The sequence below is a fragment of the Helicobacter hepaticus ATCC 51449 genome, assembly GCF_000007905.1.
GTDB classification, from domain to species: Bacteria; Campylobacterota; Campylobacteria; order Campylobacterales; family Helicobacteraceae; genus Helicobacter_C; species Helicobacter_C hepaticus.
The window spans coordinates 420796-438502 of the sequence record NC_004917.1; the positions used below are offsets into that span (position 1 = coordinate 420796).

Sequence of the window (17707 nt, forward strand, 5' to 3'; positions counted from 1 at the left end):
AATAATCAAATGATAATATTCCTTATTTTTTACCCTCATTTGATAAAATTTTTAATACATCAACATTAAAGTGTCCCGTATTGGTTGCCTTAAGATATTCAAATTCAGCAAAATATTGCTTACAGACTATTTGTCCATTAGCATTAATATTAAAATCTTTACCCACATCAAAACTGCTTATCAATTCTTTATATGCTTTTTCACAATCTTGCATATTTCCTCCAGCCCAAGCTAAAGTATTAACTTTTAAATCAAATAATTTTATAGCCATCTTTCGCTCACTGGACAAATCATCATATTTTAAACCTTTAAACGGGTTTGCTTCTAAATATAATATGCTAAAGAGACAACAAAACATAAACCAACTTTTTTTCATTCTTAATATTCCTTTCCCTACTCATTTCCTTTTTGGTATAATTATAGCTTATTTTTTACTTGCATAAAAAGAAAATAAGGCAATTACAAGTTTATTATAAGGATTTTTTGCTAAAATCGTGTGCTTATTTTATAATTGCTTGATTTTTATTATTTGGAGAATAAATGACAACCACTCTTTTTGTTGTGCAAATTGTCTTAGCAGTGTTTATTACTATTATCGTGCTTTTACAAAAAAGCTCAAGTATTGGACTTGGAGCATATAGTGGGAGTAATGAATCTGTATTTGGGGCAAAAGGACCAGCTGGATTTTTAGCAAAATTTACTATGTTTTTGGGACTACTTTTTGTATTAAATACTATTGCTTTAAGCTACACTTATAATACACAAAGCCAAAAAAGTATCCTTGATTCTATTCCAAGCAATACATTAGCCCCAGCAGCGCCAGCTGCACCAAATACGGATACAAAGGAGAGTGAAAACCCTTTTATTCTTAACGAAAATGTTGCTCCCTCTGCCCCACTCTTACAACAAGAGCCTGTTCAAGGACAAAATGAAAAATAAGTTAAAGGAAAATAATGCTTAATGAGATTTTTAAAAATGCTAAGTCCCATATGGATAAGAGCATAGAATCTTTGCGTAGGGATTTTAGCACACTCCGCAGTGGTAAAGTAAGCGTAAATATCTTAGACAATGTTCGCGTAGATTATTATGGCACGCCCACACCCCTTAATCAAGTAGGCTCAGTTATTGCACAAGATGCTACAACAATTATCATTACCCCTTGGGAAAAACCGCTAATAAAAGATATTGAAAAATCTATTCAAGAAGCAAATATTGGCGTGAATCCAAATAGTGATAGCGAATGTGTCAAGCTCTTTTTTCCTCCTATGACACAAGAGCAACGCAAAGAAATAGCCAAAAATGCTAGATCTATGGGTGAAAAAGCCAAGGTTGCTATCCGCAATATCCGACAAGATGCAAACAATGCTATCAAAAAGCTAGAAAAAGATAAAAGCATTACTGAAGATGAGAATAAAAAAGCACTTGAAGAAATTCAAAGATATACCGATGAATTTGTCAAAAAATGCGATGAAATGCTCAAACACAAAGAAGAAGAGGTGATGAAAGTATAGCAATGAGTGAAGTTATAGGCATTAAACACAATCAACATATTTATGACCTCTGCACAGCAGATGAACTTGGCATTACTGGGGATTCTATTAGTTTTGATAACTCTCAAGAATCTTTAGCAATTATTCGCCACTCTTGCGCACATCTAATGGCTCAAGCAATTAAAATCCTCTATCCAGAAGCGCAATTTTTTGTTGGACCTGTCGTTGATGAGGGTTTTTATTACGATTTCAAAGTCAATACTAAAATCAGTGAGGAAGATCTCCTTGTAATTGAAGCAAAAATGAAAGAGATTGCAAAAAATGCTTATCCTATCACTAAAATTACACTCTCACGCAAAGAAGCACAGGCACGATTTGCGCACGATGAACTTAAAGTAGCAGTAATGAGTCGTATCCCCGATGAAAAACTAAGTATTTATACACAAGGTGATTTTGAGGATTTATGCAGGGGACCTCATCTCCCTAATACAAAACTTTTAGAACATTTCAAACTTACCAAAATTGCAGGGGCATATCTTGGCGGCGATGAAAATGCGCAAATGCTTATTAGAATTTATGGCATTGCCTTTGCCGATAAGCAATCACTCAAAGATTATCTATTCACACTTGAAGAAGCCAAAAAACGTGATCATCGCAAACTTGGGCAAGAAATGGGACTTTTTACCTTTGATGAGGAAATTGGCGCAGGATTACCTATATGGCTACCAAAAGGAGCTAGATTAAGACATAATATTGAGCATTTACTCACTCAAGCACTCAAAGAACGAGGCTATGAACCTGTAAGAGGACCAGAGATTCTCAAAAGTGATGTATGGAAAAAAAGTGGACATTATAGCAATTACAAAGAAAATATGTATTTTACGATTATTGATGAACAAGAGTATGGCATTAAACCTATGAATTGTGTCGGGCATATTAAAGTCTATCAAAGCTCTCCACGAAGTTATAGAGAATTGCCACTGCGTTTTTACGAATATGGCATAGTGCATAGACACGAACGAAGCGGTGTGTTACACGGGCTTTTGCGCGTGAGAGAATTTACTCAAGATGATGCACATATTTTTTGTATGACAAGTCAAATCAAGTCTGAAGTGAATCAGATTCTTGATTTTACAAAAGGCATTATGAATGCTTTTGGATTCCATTATGAAATGGAACTCTCCACACGTCCACAAAAATCTATTGGCAATGATGAAGTATGGGAAAATGCTACAGCAGCACTCAAAAGTGCGCTTGAAGAAAATCACATAAGTTATCAAATTGATGAAGGAGGAGGAGCATTCTATGGTCCTAAGATTGATATTAAAATCACTGATGCACTTAAACGCAAATGGCAATGTGGCACGATACAAATTGATATGAATCTCCCTGAACGCTTTGAGTTAAGCTATACAGATGAACATAATGTCCAAGTGCAGCCTGTTATGATTCATCGTGCAATTCTTGGCTCATTTGAACGATTTGTGGCGATATTGACAGAGCATTTTGGGGGTGAGTTTCCGTTATTTATCGCACCTACACAAGTGATTTTAATTCCTATTGGTGAAGCGCAACTTGAATATGCAAGAATCTTGCGTGATAAAATCATTACTCAAAGTGGTGCATATGCCGAACTTATGGATAAGAATGAAAGCTTAAGTAAAAAAATACGACTTGCTGAAAAGCAGCGTGTGCCTTTGATTGTTGTTATCGGGGCAAAAGAAGTGGAGAGCAAAATCCTTGCAATCCGAGATAGGCGGGAGAAATCACAATATGAGCTCCCTGAAGAAGCATTCATTGCTACATTGAAAACAAAAATAGGAGAGGTTAGTTTTTGAGCAAAGAAGAAGTATTACTCAATGAGGAGATAGATTTTAAGGAAGTGCGCTGCGTAAGTGATAATGGCGAGGTATACGGCATTATTTCATCTAAAGAAGCCTTAAATCTTGCCCATAAAGCTGGGCTTGATTTGGTGTTGATTTCACCTAATGCCAAACCACCTGTGTGCAAAATAATGGATTATGGTAAATTTCGTTACCAAGCTGAAAAAAAGCAAAAAGAAGCACGCAAAAAGCAAAAACAAATTGAGATTAAAGAGATTAAACTTTCAACTCAAATTGCCCAAAATGATATTAACTACAAAGTAAAGCACGCGATTGAATTTTTAGAATCTGGTAAGCACGTAAAGTTTAAAGTATTTCTCAAACAACGTGAACTCAATATCCCCGATGCGGGAATGGATACACTTGGCAAAGTCGCGGTTATGCTTGAGGATATTGCAATCGCAGAAAAAGAGCCAAAACTAGAGGGAAAACACCTTAATGTGCTCTATGTGCCAAAGAAAAAAGAAAAACACTAAATCTTATGAAAGGAGAGAGATAATGCCAAAGATGAAAACAAATCGTGGTGCAGCAAAGCGTTTTAAGCTTAAAAAAAATGCAATCAAACGTGGTAGTGCATTTAAAAATCATATATTGACAAAAAAATCGCACCAGCGCAAAGCTAATTTAAATGCACCAAAATATGTTCATAGCACAAATGTTGATTCTGTAAAAAGCCTACTTTGTATGGCTTAGAGAATCCACTCCCCATAAAACAAGATTTATGGGTAAGAGAAGCGATAGCTTACACCTCAATTTAAAGGTAAAGGAGAAATAAATGAGAGTAAAAACAGGCGTTGTCCGAAGACGAAGACATAAAAAGATTCTAAAACTTGCGCGAGGCTTTTATAGCGGACGCCGCAAACATTTTAGAAAGGCAAAAGAACAACTTGAGCGCAGTATGTGCTATGCTTTCCGGGATAGAAAACAAAAGAAGCGTGATTTTAGACGATTATGGATTACACGTATTAATGCTGCGTGTAAAATGAATGGAGTAAGCTATTCACGCTTTATTCACGCTCTTAAACTCGCAAATATTGAGCTTGATAGAAAAACACTTGCAGATATGGCAATGAATGATATAAACGCGTTTAATGCAGTGCTTGCAAGCGTAAAAAATAAACTAAAATAAAAATAAGGCAAGATAAATCTTGCCTTTATATAAACTTTATATTTACCCCACTCCCAATAGAATAAACTAATAAATAATGCTAATAATATAGACTTTTAAGTCCTACCTTGATAGAATCTAGGCTTTTAATTTCAAAGTATAACCTTTGTAAGGAGCATTTATGCAGGATATACCACAATTTGCACAAATGCAAAATACTATATTTCCTTTTATGGGCTCATTTGTATTTATTGTGCTTCATATCTATATTTACAAAGCATTGCTCAAATCGCTTTCAACTAAGCTTTTTGTACGCTTTGTATGGAAAATTTTTACCTGCTTTAATGCTGTAGGTTGTATAGCTTATCTTTTTTTGCGTGATAGCGCTTATGTGCCACAAGGAATTTATTTTCTACTCTCGTTTTGTTTGGGCATTACTTTTTTATTTGCAATGGCTGCTTTTTTCTATCAATGTTGCTCTCTTATAATAATGACATTACACACCAAATCTGCACGTTCTCGCTGGAGACATAGGGCAAAAGTGAGCATTTTTCTCTTTGCCCTCATTATGCTTGTCTTTGGCACTTATAATGGCACAAAAAACCCTAATATTGTGCATATAAGTATTGAATTAGAAGGATTAAGCACACCTATTAAAGCAGCAGTTTTAAGTGATGTGCATATCGGTGGGCTTATAGAGGAAAATAAAGTCAAACAAATTGTCAAAATAACAAATGAGCTTAATGCAGATATGATATTTCTTACAGGAGACATTGTAGATGCACCACTAAAAAATGTGCAAAATGCTCTTAATGAACTCAAAAATCTTAGAGCAAATGATGGCATATTTTATGTATTGGGTAATCACGAATATTTCCACGATGTAGAAAATATTCTTAAAGAGCTCAAATCATTTGGATTTTATATACTTATCAATCAAAATTACACTCTTAAAGACACGCTTAATATCGTGGGAATAGCTGATTTTATGGGCTGGCGCATAGGGCATTTAGAACCAAATATTGATGAGGCATTAAAAAATATAAATCCTCATCTCCCTACAATTCTCCTTGCACATCAACCTAAAGTCATTAATTATCTCAAAGCACCTTATGATAAAGTTGATTTAGTAGTAAGCGGACATACACACGGCGGACAAATTTTTCCATTCTCACTTGCTATGCTCTTGCAACAACCTTTTATTTCTGGATTACATACATTAGAGAATCTTCATCAAACAAAAGTATATGTCTCACAAGGCACAGGATTTTGGGGACCACCTATGCGCATTGGGAGCAACCACGAAATTACGCTCCTTGAGCTTGTGCCTCCTCACTAAGATTCTTATCCTCATCATTCATTTCATTGCTTTCATCGGCTATATTTTGTTGGGGGACTTTTTGCTCCTCTTTGCCCTCTTGTGCATCTTGCATCTCTTGTGATAAATCCTGTATAGACTCTTGTGTTGTATGTTCTTGCTCAGATTGTTTTTCTTGTTCTTCCACTTCTTGTTTTGGAGTTTGAATCAAAATTTCAGGCTGTGGAATTTGTGGCTTTAAAATATCTATATCTTGGTTATGGCTTTTTTGCATTTTTTGTGCGAATTTATTTGAAAGATAACAATCCACATAGATTCTATATAAAAATGGTTCTTTTGCTTCAAAATTTGGCACAATTACTGCAAAATCATTGCTCTCTCCTACTCCAATATCAATACTAATGGTTGTGCCTGATGAGCTCTTTGGTATAATCGTATTAAGCACTTGCAGGACTTTATTATTCTTTTCATCACGCACTTCATTCACAGCAATATAACATTCATTAATGGCAATTTTTCCCTTATGTGTGATATGCCCTGCCACAAAAAAACCTTTGGTATATTGCATAGCGTGTGCACTTGTAATATTTACATCTATAGGGTATAACACACGTTGCATTACAAATTGCAATACAACAGGAGTAGAAAAAATCACCAATATAGAAAGAAAAAAGAAGAAGCTTGCAATAAATCTCCTACCTCGTAGCAACAATCCAAGTGTAAAAAGCATAATAAAAACAAAAAAATCCCAAGCAACACTGCAATCTCATATATAGAGAAATAAGACACCATTTGTAAGAGAAATGTTTTGAGATTTTCTGTCATTTGGATTCCTATTATTAATGCTTACGTGAGGCTTTTTCCTCTATGCCACTTTGTCCCATACGCCTACGAAGCTCTTGCAAAACACGCTCTGGAGTGATATGCTCTAAAGCCAAACCCACAAGTATATGATAAAATAAATCTGCACATTCATAAATAATTGCTTTCTCATCTTTATCCTTAAGAGCAAAACATAACTCCCCTGCTTCTTCAATGATTTTCTTGCCTATACCATTTACACCTTTAGCAAGAAGTGAAGCGGTATAAGAATGCTCTATATTCTCACATCTTCTTTGCTCTATAATATGATAAAGATCATCAAGTATATGATACACACCTATAGGATACTTTTGTGGCATAGAAACAGGAGGATTTTGGCAATTTTTATCAAGTGAAAATATACGGAAAAAGCAACTTTTCTCTCCAGTATGGCAAGCTACACCTACTTGCTCCACAATAAAAATCAAACTATCATTATCACAATCAAGTTTTACCTCTTTAATATGTTGTATGTGCCCACTTTGCTCACCTTTTTGCCAGATTCTCTGCTTAGAACGCGAAAAGTAGTGTGCGAGATGCGTTTGTAAGCTCAATTCAAGGGATTGCTTTGATGAATAAGCAAGCATAAGAATCTGTTGAGATTGCTTTTCTTGCACAATAGTTGGAATAAGCTCATAACGTTCCCAATCAATTTGCCTAAATACATCTTGCATAAAATTATTGTCCTATTGCGGCACTTTTTTGCTTACTTTTAGAATCTACCCAAATATTTGGCACTGCCCCACCGGGTGTAAGGAAAATTTGTGCATTTGTATTTTCTTTCAATGCTTCATTAAATTTTCCTTGTGTTTCAATTTGTCGTAAATCAAGCAAACGTTGCGAAAGACTTTCATTTACAAGTCGGTTTGCTTCACTTTGACCTTTTGCTTCAATCTCTAAAGCATCAGCCTTACCTTTTGCACGCTCACGCAAAGCATTTGCTTCTTCTTTAGCTTTTTGTGCGTCTCTTTTTGCAAGCTCAACGCCTTCAATACGCGTTTTAACTTGCTCTGGCAATACAATCTCGCGGAGTTGAATTGATACGAGTTTTACAGGTTGATTAGGCGTAGCATCAAGTTTGCTTTTAAATCCTGTATAGATAAGACTTGCTACCTCATCGCGTTTAGTAGGGAGCTCCTCTGTGGGATAATTCCCTACTGCACTTCGCACTACATCACGAATAACGGGATTTATAATTTTTTGCTCCCATAAAGTGCCATATTCTGCAATAGTTGCAGGAACTTTATCACGCTCAAGCTGATATTGCACAGTAAGTTCAATAGAAATCGTCATACCACTTGTATCCATAACATTTATCGCATCGTTACGCAATATACTCTGCTCTCGTCCCACATTTCCCATATCTTCACTACGAGAAAAGTTAATAGTCCTCACTTTTGCATCTACAAGGATTACATCTTGAATGATAGGCACAAAAAAGTGCAATCCGGGGTCAAGAGGCTTTGGGTCATATTTCCCTGTAGTTACCTTAATCCCTACTTCTCCAGCATTAACAATCACAAATGGACGTGCTGCAATAAAAATAATAATTAACAACACAATAGCCACAAGCACGCCAAGAGACTTGCCACTTGGCATAGATGGCATAGGGAGAGATTCTATATTGAATCCACCATTATTATTTCCCCGATTATTATTACCATTTGGACGATTACCACCATTACCACCCTTTGGTGATTCATTTTTAGATTCAGCTTTGTTTTCATCAAGCTGTGCACGTTTTTTCTTTAGATGTTCATTTAAATCAATAGGCATTTTATTTCTCCTTGTCAATATAAGTCAAATAGTGTTGATAACGAGGATTCTCTCCATTTACAATAGCAAAATATGCTTTTTGAAGTGATTTTGTAATCTCTCCTGCTGTGCCATTTCCAATGACACGCGCATCAAGCTCACGCACAGGCGTAATCTCTGCTGCTGTGCCTGTAAAAAAAGCTTCATCAGCGATATATACCTCATCGCGTGTAATATTTCGCTCCTCAAATGGTATTCCCATATCCTTAGCAATTTCTATGGTTGTTGCTTGAGTAATAGATTCTAAAGTATTTGCGTGTGGTGGTGTAATAAGCTTACCATTTCGCACGATAAAAAAGCACTCACCACTCCCTTCCGCTACAAAACCATTATCATCAAGGAGCAACGCCTCATCGCAACCGCAAGAAAGCGCCTCGTGCTTTGCCATTTGAGAGTTGAGATAATTAGCAGCTACCTTTGCCTTACCCATAAAAGCTTTTGCAGGATTGCGGACAAAAGAACTTGTTTTCACTTTAATGCCATTATTAATGCCCTCTTCGCCAAGATATGCACCCCATTCCCACGCAGCAATCGCTACATTTACAGGTGCATTAATATGACTAACACCCATTACACCATACCCTAAATATATGAGAGGACGAATATAAACATTGCCATTATAATCACTTTTATTTGCCCTCAAAAGCTCTATTTGGGCTTTTTCTAATTCTTCTTGTGTATAAGGAGACTTAATACATACAATTTTAGCAGAATCTAAAAGTCGTTTGGTATGGTCCTTTAAGCGAAAAATGGCTAGTCCTTGTTTTGTCATATATGCTCTTGTGCCTTCAAATAAGGCATTACCATAATGTAATGTATGGCTTAAAACGTGTGTCGTAGCTTCAGCCCACGGCACAAGAACACCATCTTTCCAAATAAATTGCGCTTCTTTCATAGAAAACCCCTCATTGTATTTTAAAATAATGCTGTGGATTGTAGCAAAAGTTTCCTAACTTTCCTAAGCAGCCTTTAATAAAACAAAGCTTTTTATGCAAAATCTAATAATAAATTCTTCAAATGCCCTATTTTAAAGCTCAAGTGTTTTGATTTCGCTTAAAGAAAGAAGTGCAAAATTTGTTTCTTTATTGCGCTTAGATTCTTTACCGATTTTTATGATAGATGCAGGTTTTTGAAATCTAAGTTCAGAATCAATATAGATAAGTTCAAAGGCTTGACGATTCACAGCACTGAAATATTCAATCTCCTTTTGGAAAATCACAACATTATGAAATTTACTTGCAGCCATAATTTTAATTTTAAGCTCCAAACCAAAATCTGGATTATCTGTAAAAATCAAAAAGTGCTTAGCATTTTTTTGCATATATCTATTATAATACTGATATACAGCATATTCATTATCACGTAGCTTTGCTTTATCAAGCATTTTAGTATGATTACCTAAAAAAGTCATTGAACAAAAAGGGCTGTTAAGATTATGCTTAAAAAATACATTTTTAATAGCAAGTGAAGCCATACCGAGTTTCCAAAGTTTATTATCAATATGTGTAGCACAAACGTCCATAGCATCTTTTGTTTTATTAACAAGAAGGTCATACATTTTATTAAATACACTTTCAAATTTTGCAAGATTCTCTTTTTTAAAATTTTCAGAGAGAGATTTAAGCCTTTCAAAAGTTTCAGTGATAACTTTAATATCAGCTTCCGCATTGGCTATAACATTCATCGTGCGCTTTTTTTTCTCTTCTAACGCTTGTGGGTCACCTTTTTTTGCATCAATTTTAGATTGAATTGAGCGCAACTCCATAGAACCTACACGAATTTTATTTTGCATAGAAAGCTTTTGTTCATTAAAATTTTCTATTGCTCTTAATACGCCCTTATAGTGATACTGCACATCAAGAAAACATTCTTGATAAATCTTATCGGCTGTAAGGTTAGTATTAACCTGAAACTGCTTATAGGAATATTCTAGTTTTTTAAGTATCTGCAAATCATCAGCAAAATTATCAATGGTTACGTGTCGGTCATTAAAGACTAAAAAATCAATTGCTTTTGAAAGATAAGGTTTGAGAATAATGTAATTAATGCGTGTCTGTGGCTCATTTTGTTCACTTTCCATTCCTTCAATGGAGTTAAGAGCATTAAATTCTGCTTGAAAATAATTCTTTATTGTATCTTGAATAGGTGTGCTAAGCTCAATACTATTAAGCTTATAATAATCTGTCTCTTCAAAAATCTGTTTGGCAATATTTCCTTGCGCATCAGATTCTTTACTCTTAAGCTCTTCATCAGTATTAGTGCGCCAAAAGTCAATCTCTCGTAAAAGTCCTCCTTCTGGAAAATGCTGATATTTTGAAGCTTTACAGCTTGTAACTATGTTTCCATCATCATCAAGCCGAAACTCAACAAGCATACCTGTGCTTGGCATCATTCGCTGGTCGTGCCAATTTTTCCCACGCAATTCAAAAATTTTTTTGTTAGCATTAATAATAACACCATTTTTTGTTTGGTTTGAATATCTCAATATTTTACCATGCACTTTTGCGCTCCTTCACTCTAAAGCTCTAAAACTAGTTTTGTATCTTAAATTATGGAGAATTATAACTCAATAAAAATAAAAAAAAAATATAATCCATAAATGAGTTATCAAAGTCTTTATGATATAATACAAATTTTATCTCAAATCAACACAAAATTATAATCCCACATCAAAATTATCATTATTGAGGGCAGATTAATTTAGGAGTTGAAAGGAATAACAAAGGATATCTCATAAAAAAATTATATTTTTACATTGGGCTTAATATTGTTCTACTTTTTCTTTGTGTAGCGACTATTTTTGGTGATTATGGGCTTGTAGGCGATTTTGGCACACGTTTTGCTCATCTTAATATCGGGATCTTCGGTTATATCGCCTATGTGTATCCGCTCTTTTTGTTTTATCCCACATATTGCCTCTATAAAAACACAAGGCTTACTTTCAGGCGACTTGAACTCATTGTATCTTTTTCGCTTTTTTTTGTAGCGTTATTGATTTTACAATCCCTACTCTTTCATAAAGGCTCTTTTGGCACTAGCCTTCTACTCTTTTTAAAAGGCTACATTGGCTACTTTGGCGTATGGGTGCTTGATTTATTCTTTTTTCTTTTTTCGTGGCTTATCTCCACAAAGCATAACATTGATTTACTTTTAAAACAAATGCAAAATAAGATTCTTATGGGATTTGATTTTTTTAAACATATTACCACTTCATCTTATATTTTCACCAAGAAAGTTCTAACACATTTTATTACAAGTATTACACCATCCATACAAAGACTTTTTGCAAAAAATACACAAGATGTGCTTGATTTACAAACTGCTACACAAGAGCAAACCACACGGGCACATTATGATTTTAAAGATGTTATTGTAGAAGAGACTTTTGATGAAATGCGCCCTGATTCTCCCTCGCAAACAGAATCTGCCCATACAGAATCCACAAATATGGCTACACAACCTTCATTAGATACTTTAGAGCCTATAATATCGCCCACTCCTCAAACATCTCAATTACAAATTGTTGAAGCCTCTGAAGACACAAACTTAGAAGATTTTTTCAAAAATCAAGTTGCAAAACATTTTGATATGCTCCAAAATCTTAAACTTTATCAGCATACTGCTCTTTCCGAACCAGCACTTAAATATTCCGAATCTAAGCCTACCATACCCACACAAGAATCCACTCTACCTCAAGAATCTACACCATCACAAACTGATACTCTTTTCCAAACATCACATACCAAAGAGATTTCCACACCTCCTCCACGTCCGATTAATCCTAATGTATTCTTACAAACTGCTCCCAAACAAGAATCTATAACTCCCATTCATATTAAAAATGAAAACATAAGAGCTGCCACGCAAGAATCCACACAATCAAAACAAGATTCTCATACAAATACAACACTTTTTGATTATGCCGAATATGATGATAATCTCCAAACACAAATGCCACAATTCACACCATTTTCACTGCTTACACCTATGCAATCAGAGGTTCAACCCTCTATCCCAACTAAACAAAATACAATACCTCAACATACGCAAAACTCTATACAACCAAATACGCAAGATACTGCCTCTCACACTATGGCACAAACACTCAATATTAATATTCAAGAGATACCGACAAGTAACATCGATTGGGTAGATTCTATTGTGCAAGAAATCCCACAAGAGCAAAAACCAAAACCTCAACCAAGTAAAATTCAAGTAACAGAGATTGCTGAAAATAAAGCACTGCTTGATAATCTTGAATATGGCAAAGTCAATAAACCGCTTCATTTTAAGCTTCCCCCTATAAGTCTCCTTAATCAACCATTTGAAGAAAAAAATGAGATTGATGAGAGCGAAATTGATAGAAAAATAGAAGATTTATTAGCAAAGCTCAAAATGTTCCGCGTAGAGGGAGATATTGTGCGCACTTATTCGGGTCCTATTGTTACAACTTTTGAATTTCGCCCAGCACCACATATCAAAGTAAGTAAAATTCTCACTCTTGAAGATGACTTAGCTATGGCATTACGTGCGCGTTCAATACGTATCCAAGCTCCTATTCCGGGAAAAGATGTAGTAGGAATTGAAATTCCTAATAACACAATGCAGACAATTTATTTACGTGAAGTCTTAGCATCTGATTTATTTAAGACTTCCACTTCGCCACTTACTCTTGCACTTGGTAAAGATATTATTGGCAATCCTTTTATCACAGATTTAAAAAAAGCTCCTCATCTGCTTATTGCAGGGACCACAGGAAGTGGCAAGAGTGTAGGAATTAATGCAATGATTCTCTCTTTGCTTTATAAAAATTCGCCCGATAATCTCAAACTCCTTATGATTGACCCAAAAAAAGTAGAATTTAGTATATACGCAGATATTCCTCATCTTATCACACCTATTATTACACAACCCAAAAAGGCCATTGTAGGTTTAAATAGTGCTGTAGCTGAAATGGATAGACGATATGACTTAATGAGCGAAATGCGCGCTAAAGACATTGATAGTTATAACAACAAAGTATTAAATGAGGGTGGGAAGAAATTCCCTTATCTTGTAATTATTATTGATGAATTGGCTGATTTAATGATGACAGGAGGCAAAGAAGTAGAATTTTCTCTTGCTCGGATTGCTCAAATGGGACGTGCTTGTGGCATACATATTATTGTAGCGACCCAACGTCCAAGCGTTGATGTTGTTACAGGACTAATTAAAACAAATCTCCCATCACGCATTAGCTATAAGGTTGGCAGTAAAATAGATTCTAAAGTTATTCTTGATACTTTTGGCGCAGAATCTTTGCTTGGCAAGGGTGATATGCTCTTTACTCCGCCTCGCGAAGGTGGAGTAATACGTTTGCACGCACCTTGGAATACAGAAGAAGAAATTGAAAAAGTTGTTGAATTTATTAAATCACAACAAAATGTGGAATATGATAAAAATTTTATGCTTGATGAAAAAGAGAATCTTATGAGCGAAAACACAGAGAATCTTAATAACGAGAATAACGATTTGCTCACAGAGGCAAAAAATATTATCTTACAAGATAAAAAGACATCTGCAAGTTATTTACAAAGAAGATTGTCCATTGGCTACAACAAAGCAGCAAATATTGTTGAGCAGCTTGAACGAGAGGGCTTTTTATCTACGCCTAATGTAAAAGGTGTGCGAGAGATATTAGGAGATAGCTCTTTTAAAAATGATTAATAAGTGTTTAATTTAAACTTATAAAATCTCACAATTAAATGCTAAGGAGTATTTTATGAAGTATGCAAGTATATATTTCTTTGTCAGTGCGCTATTTATGACTCATATTTTAGCTATTGAATTTCAAGAAGCGCCCACAATCCAAAAACGTGTTAATCCTCAACAAAATAGCGATACACTCTACTCTTTTAACTCCTCCATAGAAAGTGCAAAAAAAGCTGTTGTAAATATTTCTACACAAAAAAATGTCAGCAATCAACTTCCTAATCATCCGATGTTTAATGACCCATTTTTTAAGCAATTTTTTGGTGATATTTATGGACAGATTCCCAAAGAACGTGTAGAACGTAGTTTGGGAAGTGGCGTAATTATTTCAAATGATGGATACATTATTACAAACAATCACGTGATTGAAGACGCCGACAAAGTGCTTGTTTCACTTTCTGATAGCACAAAAGAATACACTGCTAAAGTCATTGGCACAGATGCACGAAGCGATTTGGCGGTGATTAAAATTGAACAAAAAAACCTATCTCCTATCACTTTTGCCCAAAGTAGCAATGTTCTTATAGGCGATGTAGTGTTTGCTATTGGGAATCCTTTTGGCGTAGGTGAAACAATTACACAAGGTATTGTCTCTGCACTCAATAAAAGTGGTATTGGCATCAATGATTATGAAAATTTTATCCAAACTGATGCCTCAATCAATCCGGGTAATTCAGGTGGAGCATTAGTGGATTCTCGGGGAGCGCTCATTGGGATTAATACGGCTATCCTCTCGCGCACAGGAGGTAATCACGGTGTAGGTTTTGCAATACCTTCAGATATGGCAAAAAAAATCGCCAAAGAACTCATTGAAAAAGGTGGGATTAAACGTGGATTCTTAGGCGTAGGAATCCAAGATATTAATAATGATATTAAAGAAAGTTATGGAGATAATAGTGGTGCAGTGGTTATTAGCCTAGAGCCTCAGTCTCCAGCAGCAAAAGCAGGGCTTATGGTGTGGGATTTAATCACTCACGTTAATGGCAAAAAAATCTCAAATGCAGCCGAACTTAAAAATCTTATCGGTATGCTCTCTCCTAATGAAAAAGTTGTTGTGAAGTTTATCCGTGATAAACAAGAGCGTGTAACTCAAATCACACTTGGCGAATTACCCGATACAAAATCAAATCAAACTTCTTCACAAAATACGCCAAATGGTTCTGCCTCAAGTGTAGAAGGCTTAAGTGTAGAATCGCTCAATCAAGCTCAACGCCAACGTTATAGAGTGCCAAATAATATTGATGGCGTAGTAGTTACTCGAGTCAATCCTAATTCAAAAGCTCAACAAGCAGGATTTGAAGTGGGCGATATTATTGCACAAGTTGAAAATATAGCTATTAAAAAGCCAACAGACTTAACCAATGCATTTACACGCTTTAAGGGCAAAAACAAGAGAATCTTAGTTTATAGCGCTAATGGCACAAAAACAATTATGATGAAATAACAAAAATGTAAGGAAATAAATTTGGTAATGCTTGATAATGCACAGATCTCCCTCATTAAGGAGCGTCTGTATAAATATAGTGGTATTTTTTTAAATGATTCTAAGCTCACAATGATAAAAAATAGAATCTACCATCTTATGCACGAGACACATATTAATAGCATTGATTCTTTGCTTTCAAGTATTGAAACTAATCCAAAAATTCAACAACAATTTATTAATAGTTTTACAACCAATAAAACAGATTTTTTTCGTGAATATTTTCACTTTCAGGATATGATTGACCGCTCACTTCCTATACTTTTTAAACTCAATAAACCTATCAAAATTTACTGCTGTGCAAGCTCTACCGGGCAAGAACCTTACTCTATTGCTATGAGTGTTTTATATGCAAGAAAACTTTATGGTAACTCTACACCCGTAAGTATTATCGCTACAGACATTGACACAAATATGTTACAAAAATCAAAAGAAGGAATTTATGCGATTGATTTTAAAATAGACAAATTCCCAAATTGGTGTGATATTAATGAATATTTTGACCCTGTTGATGAGAGCAATACACCATCTATTCCTCTATTTAAAGTCAAAGACAAACTTAAATCAATGGTTACTTTTAAACAAATGAATCTTTTTGATAGGCATTATCCCTTTATGCACGAAGAGTTTGACATACTTTTTTGTCGTAATGTGCTTATTTACTTCAAACAAGAAGACCAACCAAAGATTCTCTCAAAACTCATTGATACTTTACGTATTAATGGCACATTTTATTTGGGACATTCTGAAACACTTTATCATCTCCAAGAAAAATTTGAAAAGCTTGGCAATAAAGCTTTTATTAAAATCAAGGCGTAAATTATGTTAATGGATACTATAAAATATCACCCTGACACAATTCTTAAAAGCAATCCTTGTAAAATCATACGCGATAAACTTGTCGTTATAGGAGCTTCCACTGGTGGTGTTGATGCACTTTCATATATTTTCTCTCGTCTCCCTGCACAACTACCTCCTATTGCTGTAGTGCAACATATCCCACCAAGTTTTGGCTCTTCATTTATCAAAAGGCTTGATACTCTTTCTCAACTTAGCATTTGCGAAGTTACTTCAAAAACACCTATGAAAGATAATTGTGTTTATATTGCAGGGGGTGATAAGCATATGATTATAGATTTTGCAATGGGTTCATATTACGCAAAATCACTTGATGAGAAACTACGTATTTCGCGTCATAAGCCAAGCGTAGATATCCTCTTCCGAAGCGCAAATAATACTGCTGGACGTTCTGCACTTGGCATAATCCTCACAGGTATGGGTGATGATGGCTGCATAGGACTTAAAGAACTTTATGATAATGGTGCGCACACTCTAGCAGAAAATGAAAAAGACTGCATAGTATTTGGTATGCCAAAAAAAGCGATTGAAATGGGTGCTGTGAGCGAAATTTTAAGTCTTGATGCAATAATCAAGCGCATTATTGATTATGCAAACACACCGCTTAAAGCTTTAATAAAAGAAGGGAGCGATAGCATTTCACCCCCCCCCCCCCCCGCAAATGAATTAAATCTCTAAAATTCTAAAACAATCACTCAATGTATCCCACACAAAACTCTCTACCCTTGACAATGGGAGGATTTTTCTATATAATCGGGGCTTTTGTTTATTCCGGATTAGCTCAGCGGTAGAGTAGGTGGCTGTTAACCACTTGGTCGCAGGTTCGAATCCTGCATCCGGAGCCATAATCTTACTTAAAATTTCAGATTCCTAATTTTCAAACCTAAAATTTTTTGAGCGCTTCACAAGCAGTTTTATCTTGCTTAAACAAACATTGTCGTTGCAGATTCTCAAATTCTTGTAATTTTTCATCTTGAACTTTAGCTCTTTGTTGCTCCACTTTTGCTTTTTGTGCGTAATATTCTCTCATTTGAAATTGATTGGCAATATACATAAAGAGGCAAATAAGCAAAATTAAAACAACATCAATTTTACGAAGCTTCTTAATCCGCTCACAAAAACCACATCTCATATTCCCCT

Annotated in this window: 18 protein-coding genes and 1 tRNA gene; 12 read left to right on the plus strand and 7 right to left on the minus strand. The window is 35.1% G+C overall.

What is annotated here, in order from left to right:
- Positions 1 to 22 precede the first annotated feature (22 nt).
- Positions 23 to 376: a hypothetical protein gene (locus HH_RS02210; RefSeq protein ID WP_041308973.1), complete on the minus strand. Its 354-nt coding sequence runs from the start codon at positions 374 to 376 to the stop codon at positions 23 to 25.
- A 164-nt stretch (positions 377 to 540) separates the two neighbouring features.
- Here HH_RS02210 and secG point away from each other — a divergent pair, with 164 nt between their 5' ends.
- The 7 genes from secG (at position 541) to HH_RS02245 (ending at position 5820) form a co-directional block, all read left to right on the plus strand.
- Positions 541 to 939 (plus strand): preprotein translocase subunit SecG, encoded by a 399-nt coding sequence (gene secG / locus HH_RS02215; RefSeq protein WP_011115282.1) that lies wholly within the window; start codon positions 541 to 543, stop codon positions 937 to 939.
- Between the two features lie 14 nt (positions 940 to 953).
- Positions 954 to 1511, plus strand: a complete 558-nt coding sequence (gene frr / locus HH_RS02220) for a ribosome recycling factor (protein WP_011115283.1) — start codon at positions 954 to 956, stop codon at positions 1509 to 1511.
- Between the two features lie 2 nt (positions 1512 to 1513).
- The gene (gene thrS / locus HH_RS02225; protein ID WP_011115284.1) at positions 1514 to 3328 is read left to right on the plus strand and encodes a threonine--tRNA ligase; all 1815 of its coding nucleotides are present in this window, start codon (positions 1514 to 1516) and stop codon (positions 3326 to 3328) included.
- On the plus strand, positions 3325 to 3849 hold the full coding sequence (gene infC / locus HH_RS02230) for a translation initiation factor IF-3 (protein WP_011115285.1): 525 nt from the start codon (positions 3325 to 3327) through the stop codon (positions 3847 to 3849). Before thrS ends, infC begins: the two co-directional genes overlap by 4 nt.
- A 22-nt stretch (positions 3850 to 3871) precedes the next feature.
- Positions 3872 to 4066 (plus strand): 50S ribosomal protein L35, encoded by a 195-nt coding sequence (rpmI, locus tag HH_RS02235; RefSeq protein ID WP_011115286.1) that lies wholly within the window; start codon positions 3872 to 3874, stop codon positions 4064 to 4066.
- A gap of 82 nt (positions 4067 to 4148) precedes the next feature.
- On the plus strand, positions 4149 to 4502 hold the full coding sequence (gene rplT, locus HH_RS02240) for a 50S ribosomal protein L20 (protein ID WP_011115287.1): 354 nt from the start codon (positions 4149 to 4151) through the stop codon (positions 4500 to 4502).
- A 160-nt stretch (positions 4503 to 4662) separates the two neighbouring features.
- Complete coding sequence (locus tag HH_RS02245) at positions 4663 to 5820, plus strand: metallophosphoesterase (protein ID WP_011115288.1); 1158 nt, start codon at positions 4663 to 4665, stop codon at positions 5818 to 5820.
- On the opposite strand, the gene HH_RS02250 is transcribed toward HH_RS02245, so the two are convergent.
- The 5 genes from HH_RS02250 to HH_RS02270 form a co-directional block, all read right to left on the minus strand.
- On the minus strand, positions 5789 to 6529 hold the full coding sequence (locus HH_RS02250; RefSeq protein ID WP_226989502.1) for a DUF2393 domain-containing protein: 741 nt from the start codon (positions 6527 to 6529) through the stop codon (positions 5789 to 5791). The two genes, HH_RS02245 and HH_RS02250, sit on opposite strands and share 32 nt — an antisense overlap.
- Before the next feature lie 109 nt (positions 6530 to 6638).
- Positions 6639 to 7334, minus strand: a complete 696-nt coding sequence (gene hisIE / locus HH_RS02255; RefSeq protein ID WP_011115291.1) for a bifunctional phosphoribosyl-AMP cyclohydrolase/phosphoribosyl-ATP diphosphatase HisIE — start codon at positions 7332 to 7334, stop codon at positions 6639 to 6641.
- Between the two features lie 4 nt (positions 7335 to 7338).
- Positions 7339 to 8436 carry an SPFH domain-containing protein gene (locus HH_RS02260; RefSeq protein WP_011115292.1) on the minus strand — a complete coding sequence of 366 codons (1098 nt, stop codon included), beginning with the start codon at positions 8434 to 8436 and terminating at the stop codon, positions 7339 to 7341.
- Between the two features lies 1 nt (position 8437).
- Positions 8438 to 9370: a branched-chain amino acid transaminase gene (locus tag HH_RS02265; protein ID WP_011115293.1), complete on the minus strand. Its 933-nt coding sequence runs from the start codon at positions 9368 to 9370 to the stop codon at positions 8438 to 8440.
- A 132-nt stretch (positions 9371 to 9502) separates the two neighbouring features.
- A complete protein-coding gene (locus HH_RS02270; protein WP_011115294.1) occupies positions 9503 to 10975 on the minus strand; it encodes a hypothetical protein in 1473 nt (490 codons plus the stop codon).
- Between the two features lie 380 nt (positions 10976 to 11355).
- On the opposite strand from HH_RS02270, the gene HH_RS02275 reads away from it, so the two are divergent.
- The 5 genes from HH_RS02275 to HH_RS02295 all read left to right on the plus strand — a co-directional run bounded on the left by HH_RS02275 (position 11356) and on the right by HH_RS02295 (position 17412).
- Entirely contained in the window at positions 11356 to 14181 is a 2826-nt protein-coding gene (locus HH_RS02275) for an FtsK/SpoIIIE family DNA translocase (RefSeq protein WP_011115295.1), read from the plus strand.
- A 55-nt stretch (positions 14182 to 14236) separates the two neighbouring features.
- Positions 14237 to 15670, plus strand: coding sequence for a Do family serine endopeptidase (locus tag HH_RS02280; protein ID WP_011115296.1), 1434 nt, complete (start codon positions 14237 to 14239; stop codon positions 15668 to 15670).
- A gap of 27 nt (positions 15671 to 15697) precedes the next feature.
- The gene (locus tag HH_RS02285) at positions 15698 to 16528 is read left to right on the plus strand and encodes a CheR family methyltransferase (RefSeq protein ID WP_041309264.1); all 831 of its coding nucleotides are present in this window, start codon (positions 15698 to 15700) and stop codon (positions 16526 to 16528) included.
- A 3-nt stretch (positions 16529 to 16531) separates the two neighbouring features.
- Complete coding sequence (locus HH_RS02290; protein ID WP_011115298.1) at positions 16532 to 17245, plus strand: CheB methylesterase domain-containing protein; 714 nt, start codon at positions 16532 to 16534, stop codon at positions 17243 to 17245.
- 92 nt (positions 17246 to 17337) lie between these two features.
- Positions 17338 to 17412 (plus strand) — tRNA-Asn (locus HH_RS02295).
- 38 nt (positions 17413 to 17450) lie between these two features.
- Here HH_RS02295 and HH_RS02300 read toward each other — a convergent pair.
- Complete coding sequence (locus HH_RS02300) at positions 17451 to 17699, minus strand: hypothetical protein (protein ID WP_011115299.1); 249 nt, start codon at positions 17697 to 17699, stop codon at positions 17451 to 17453.
- Positions 17700 to 17707: the final 8 nt, after the last annotated feature.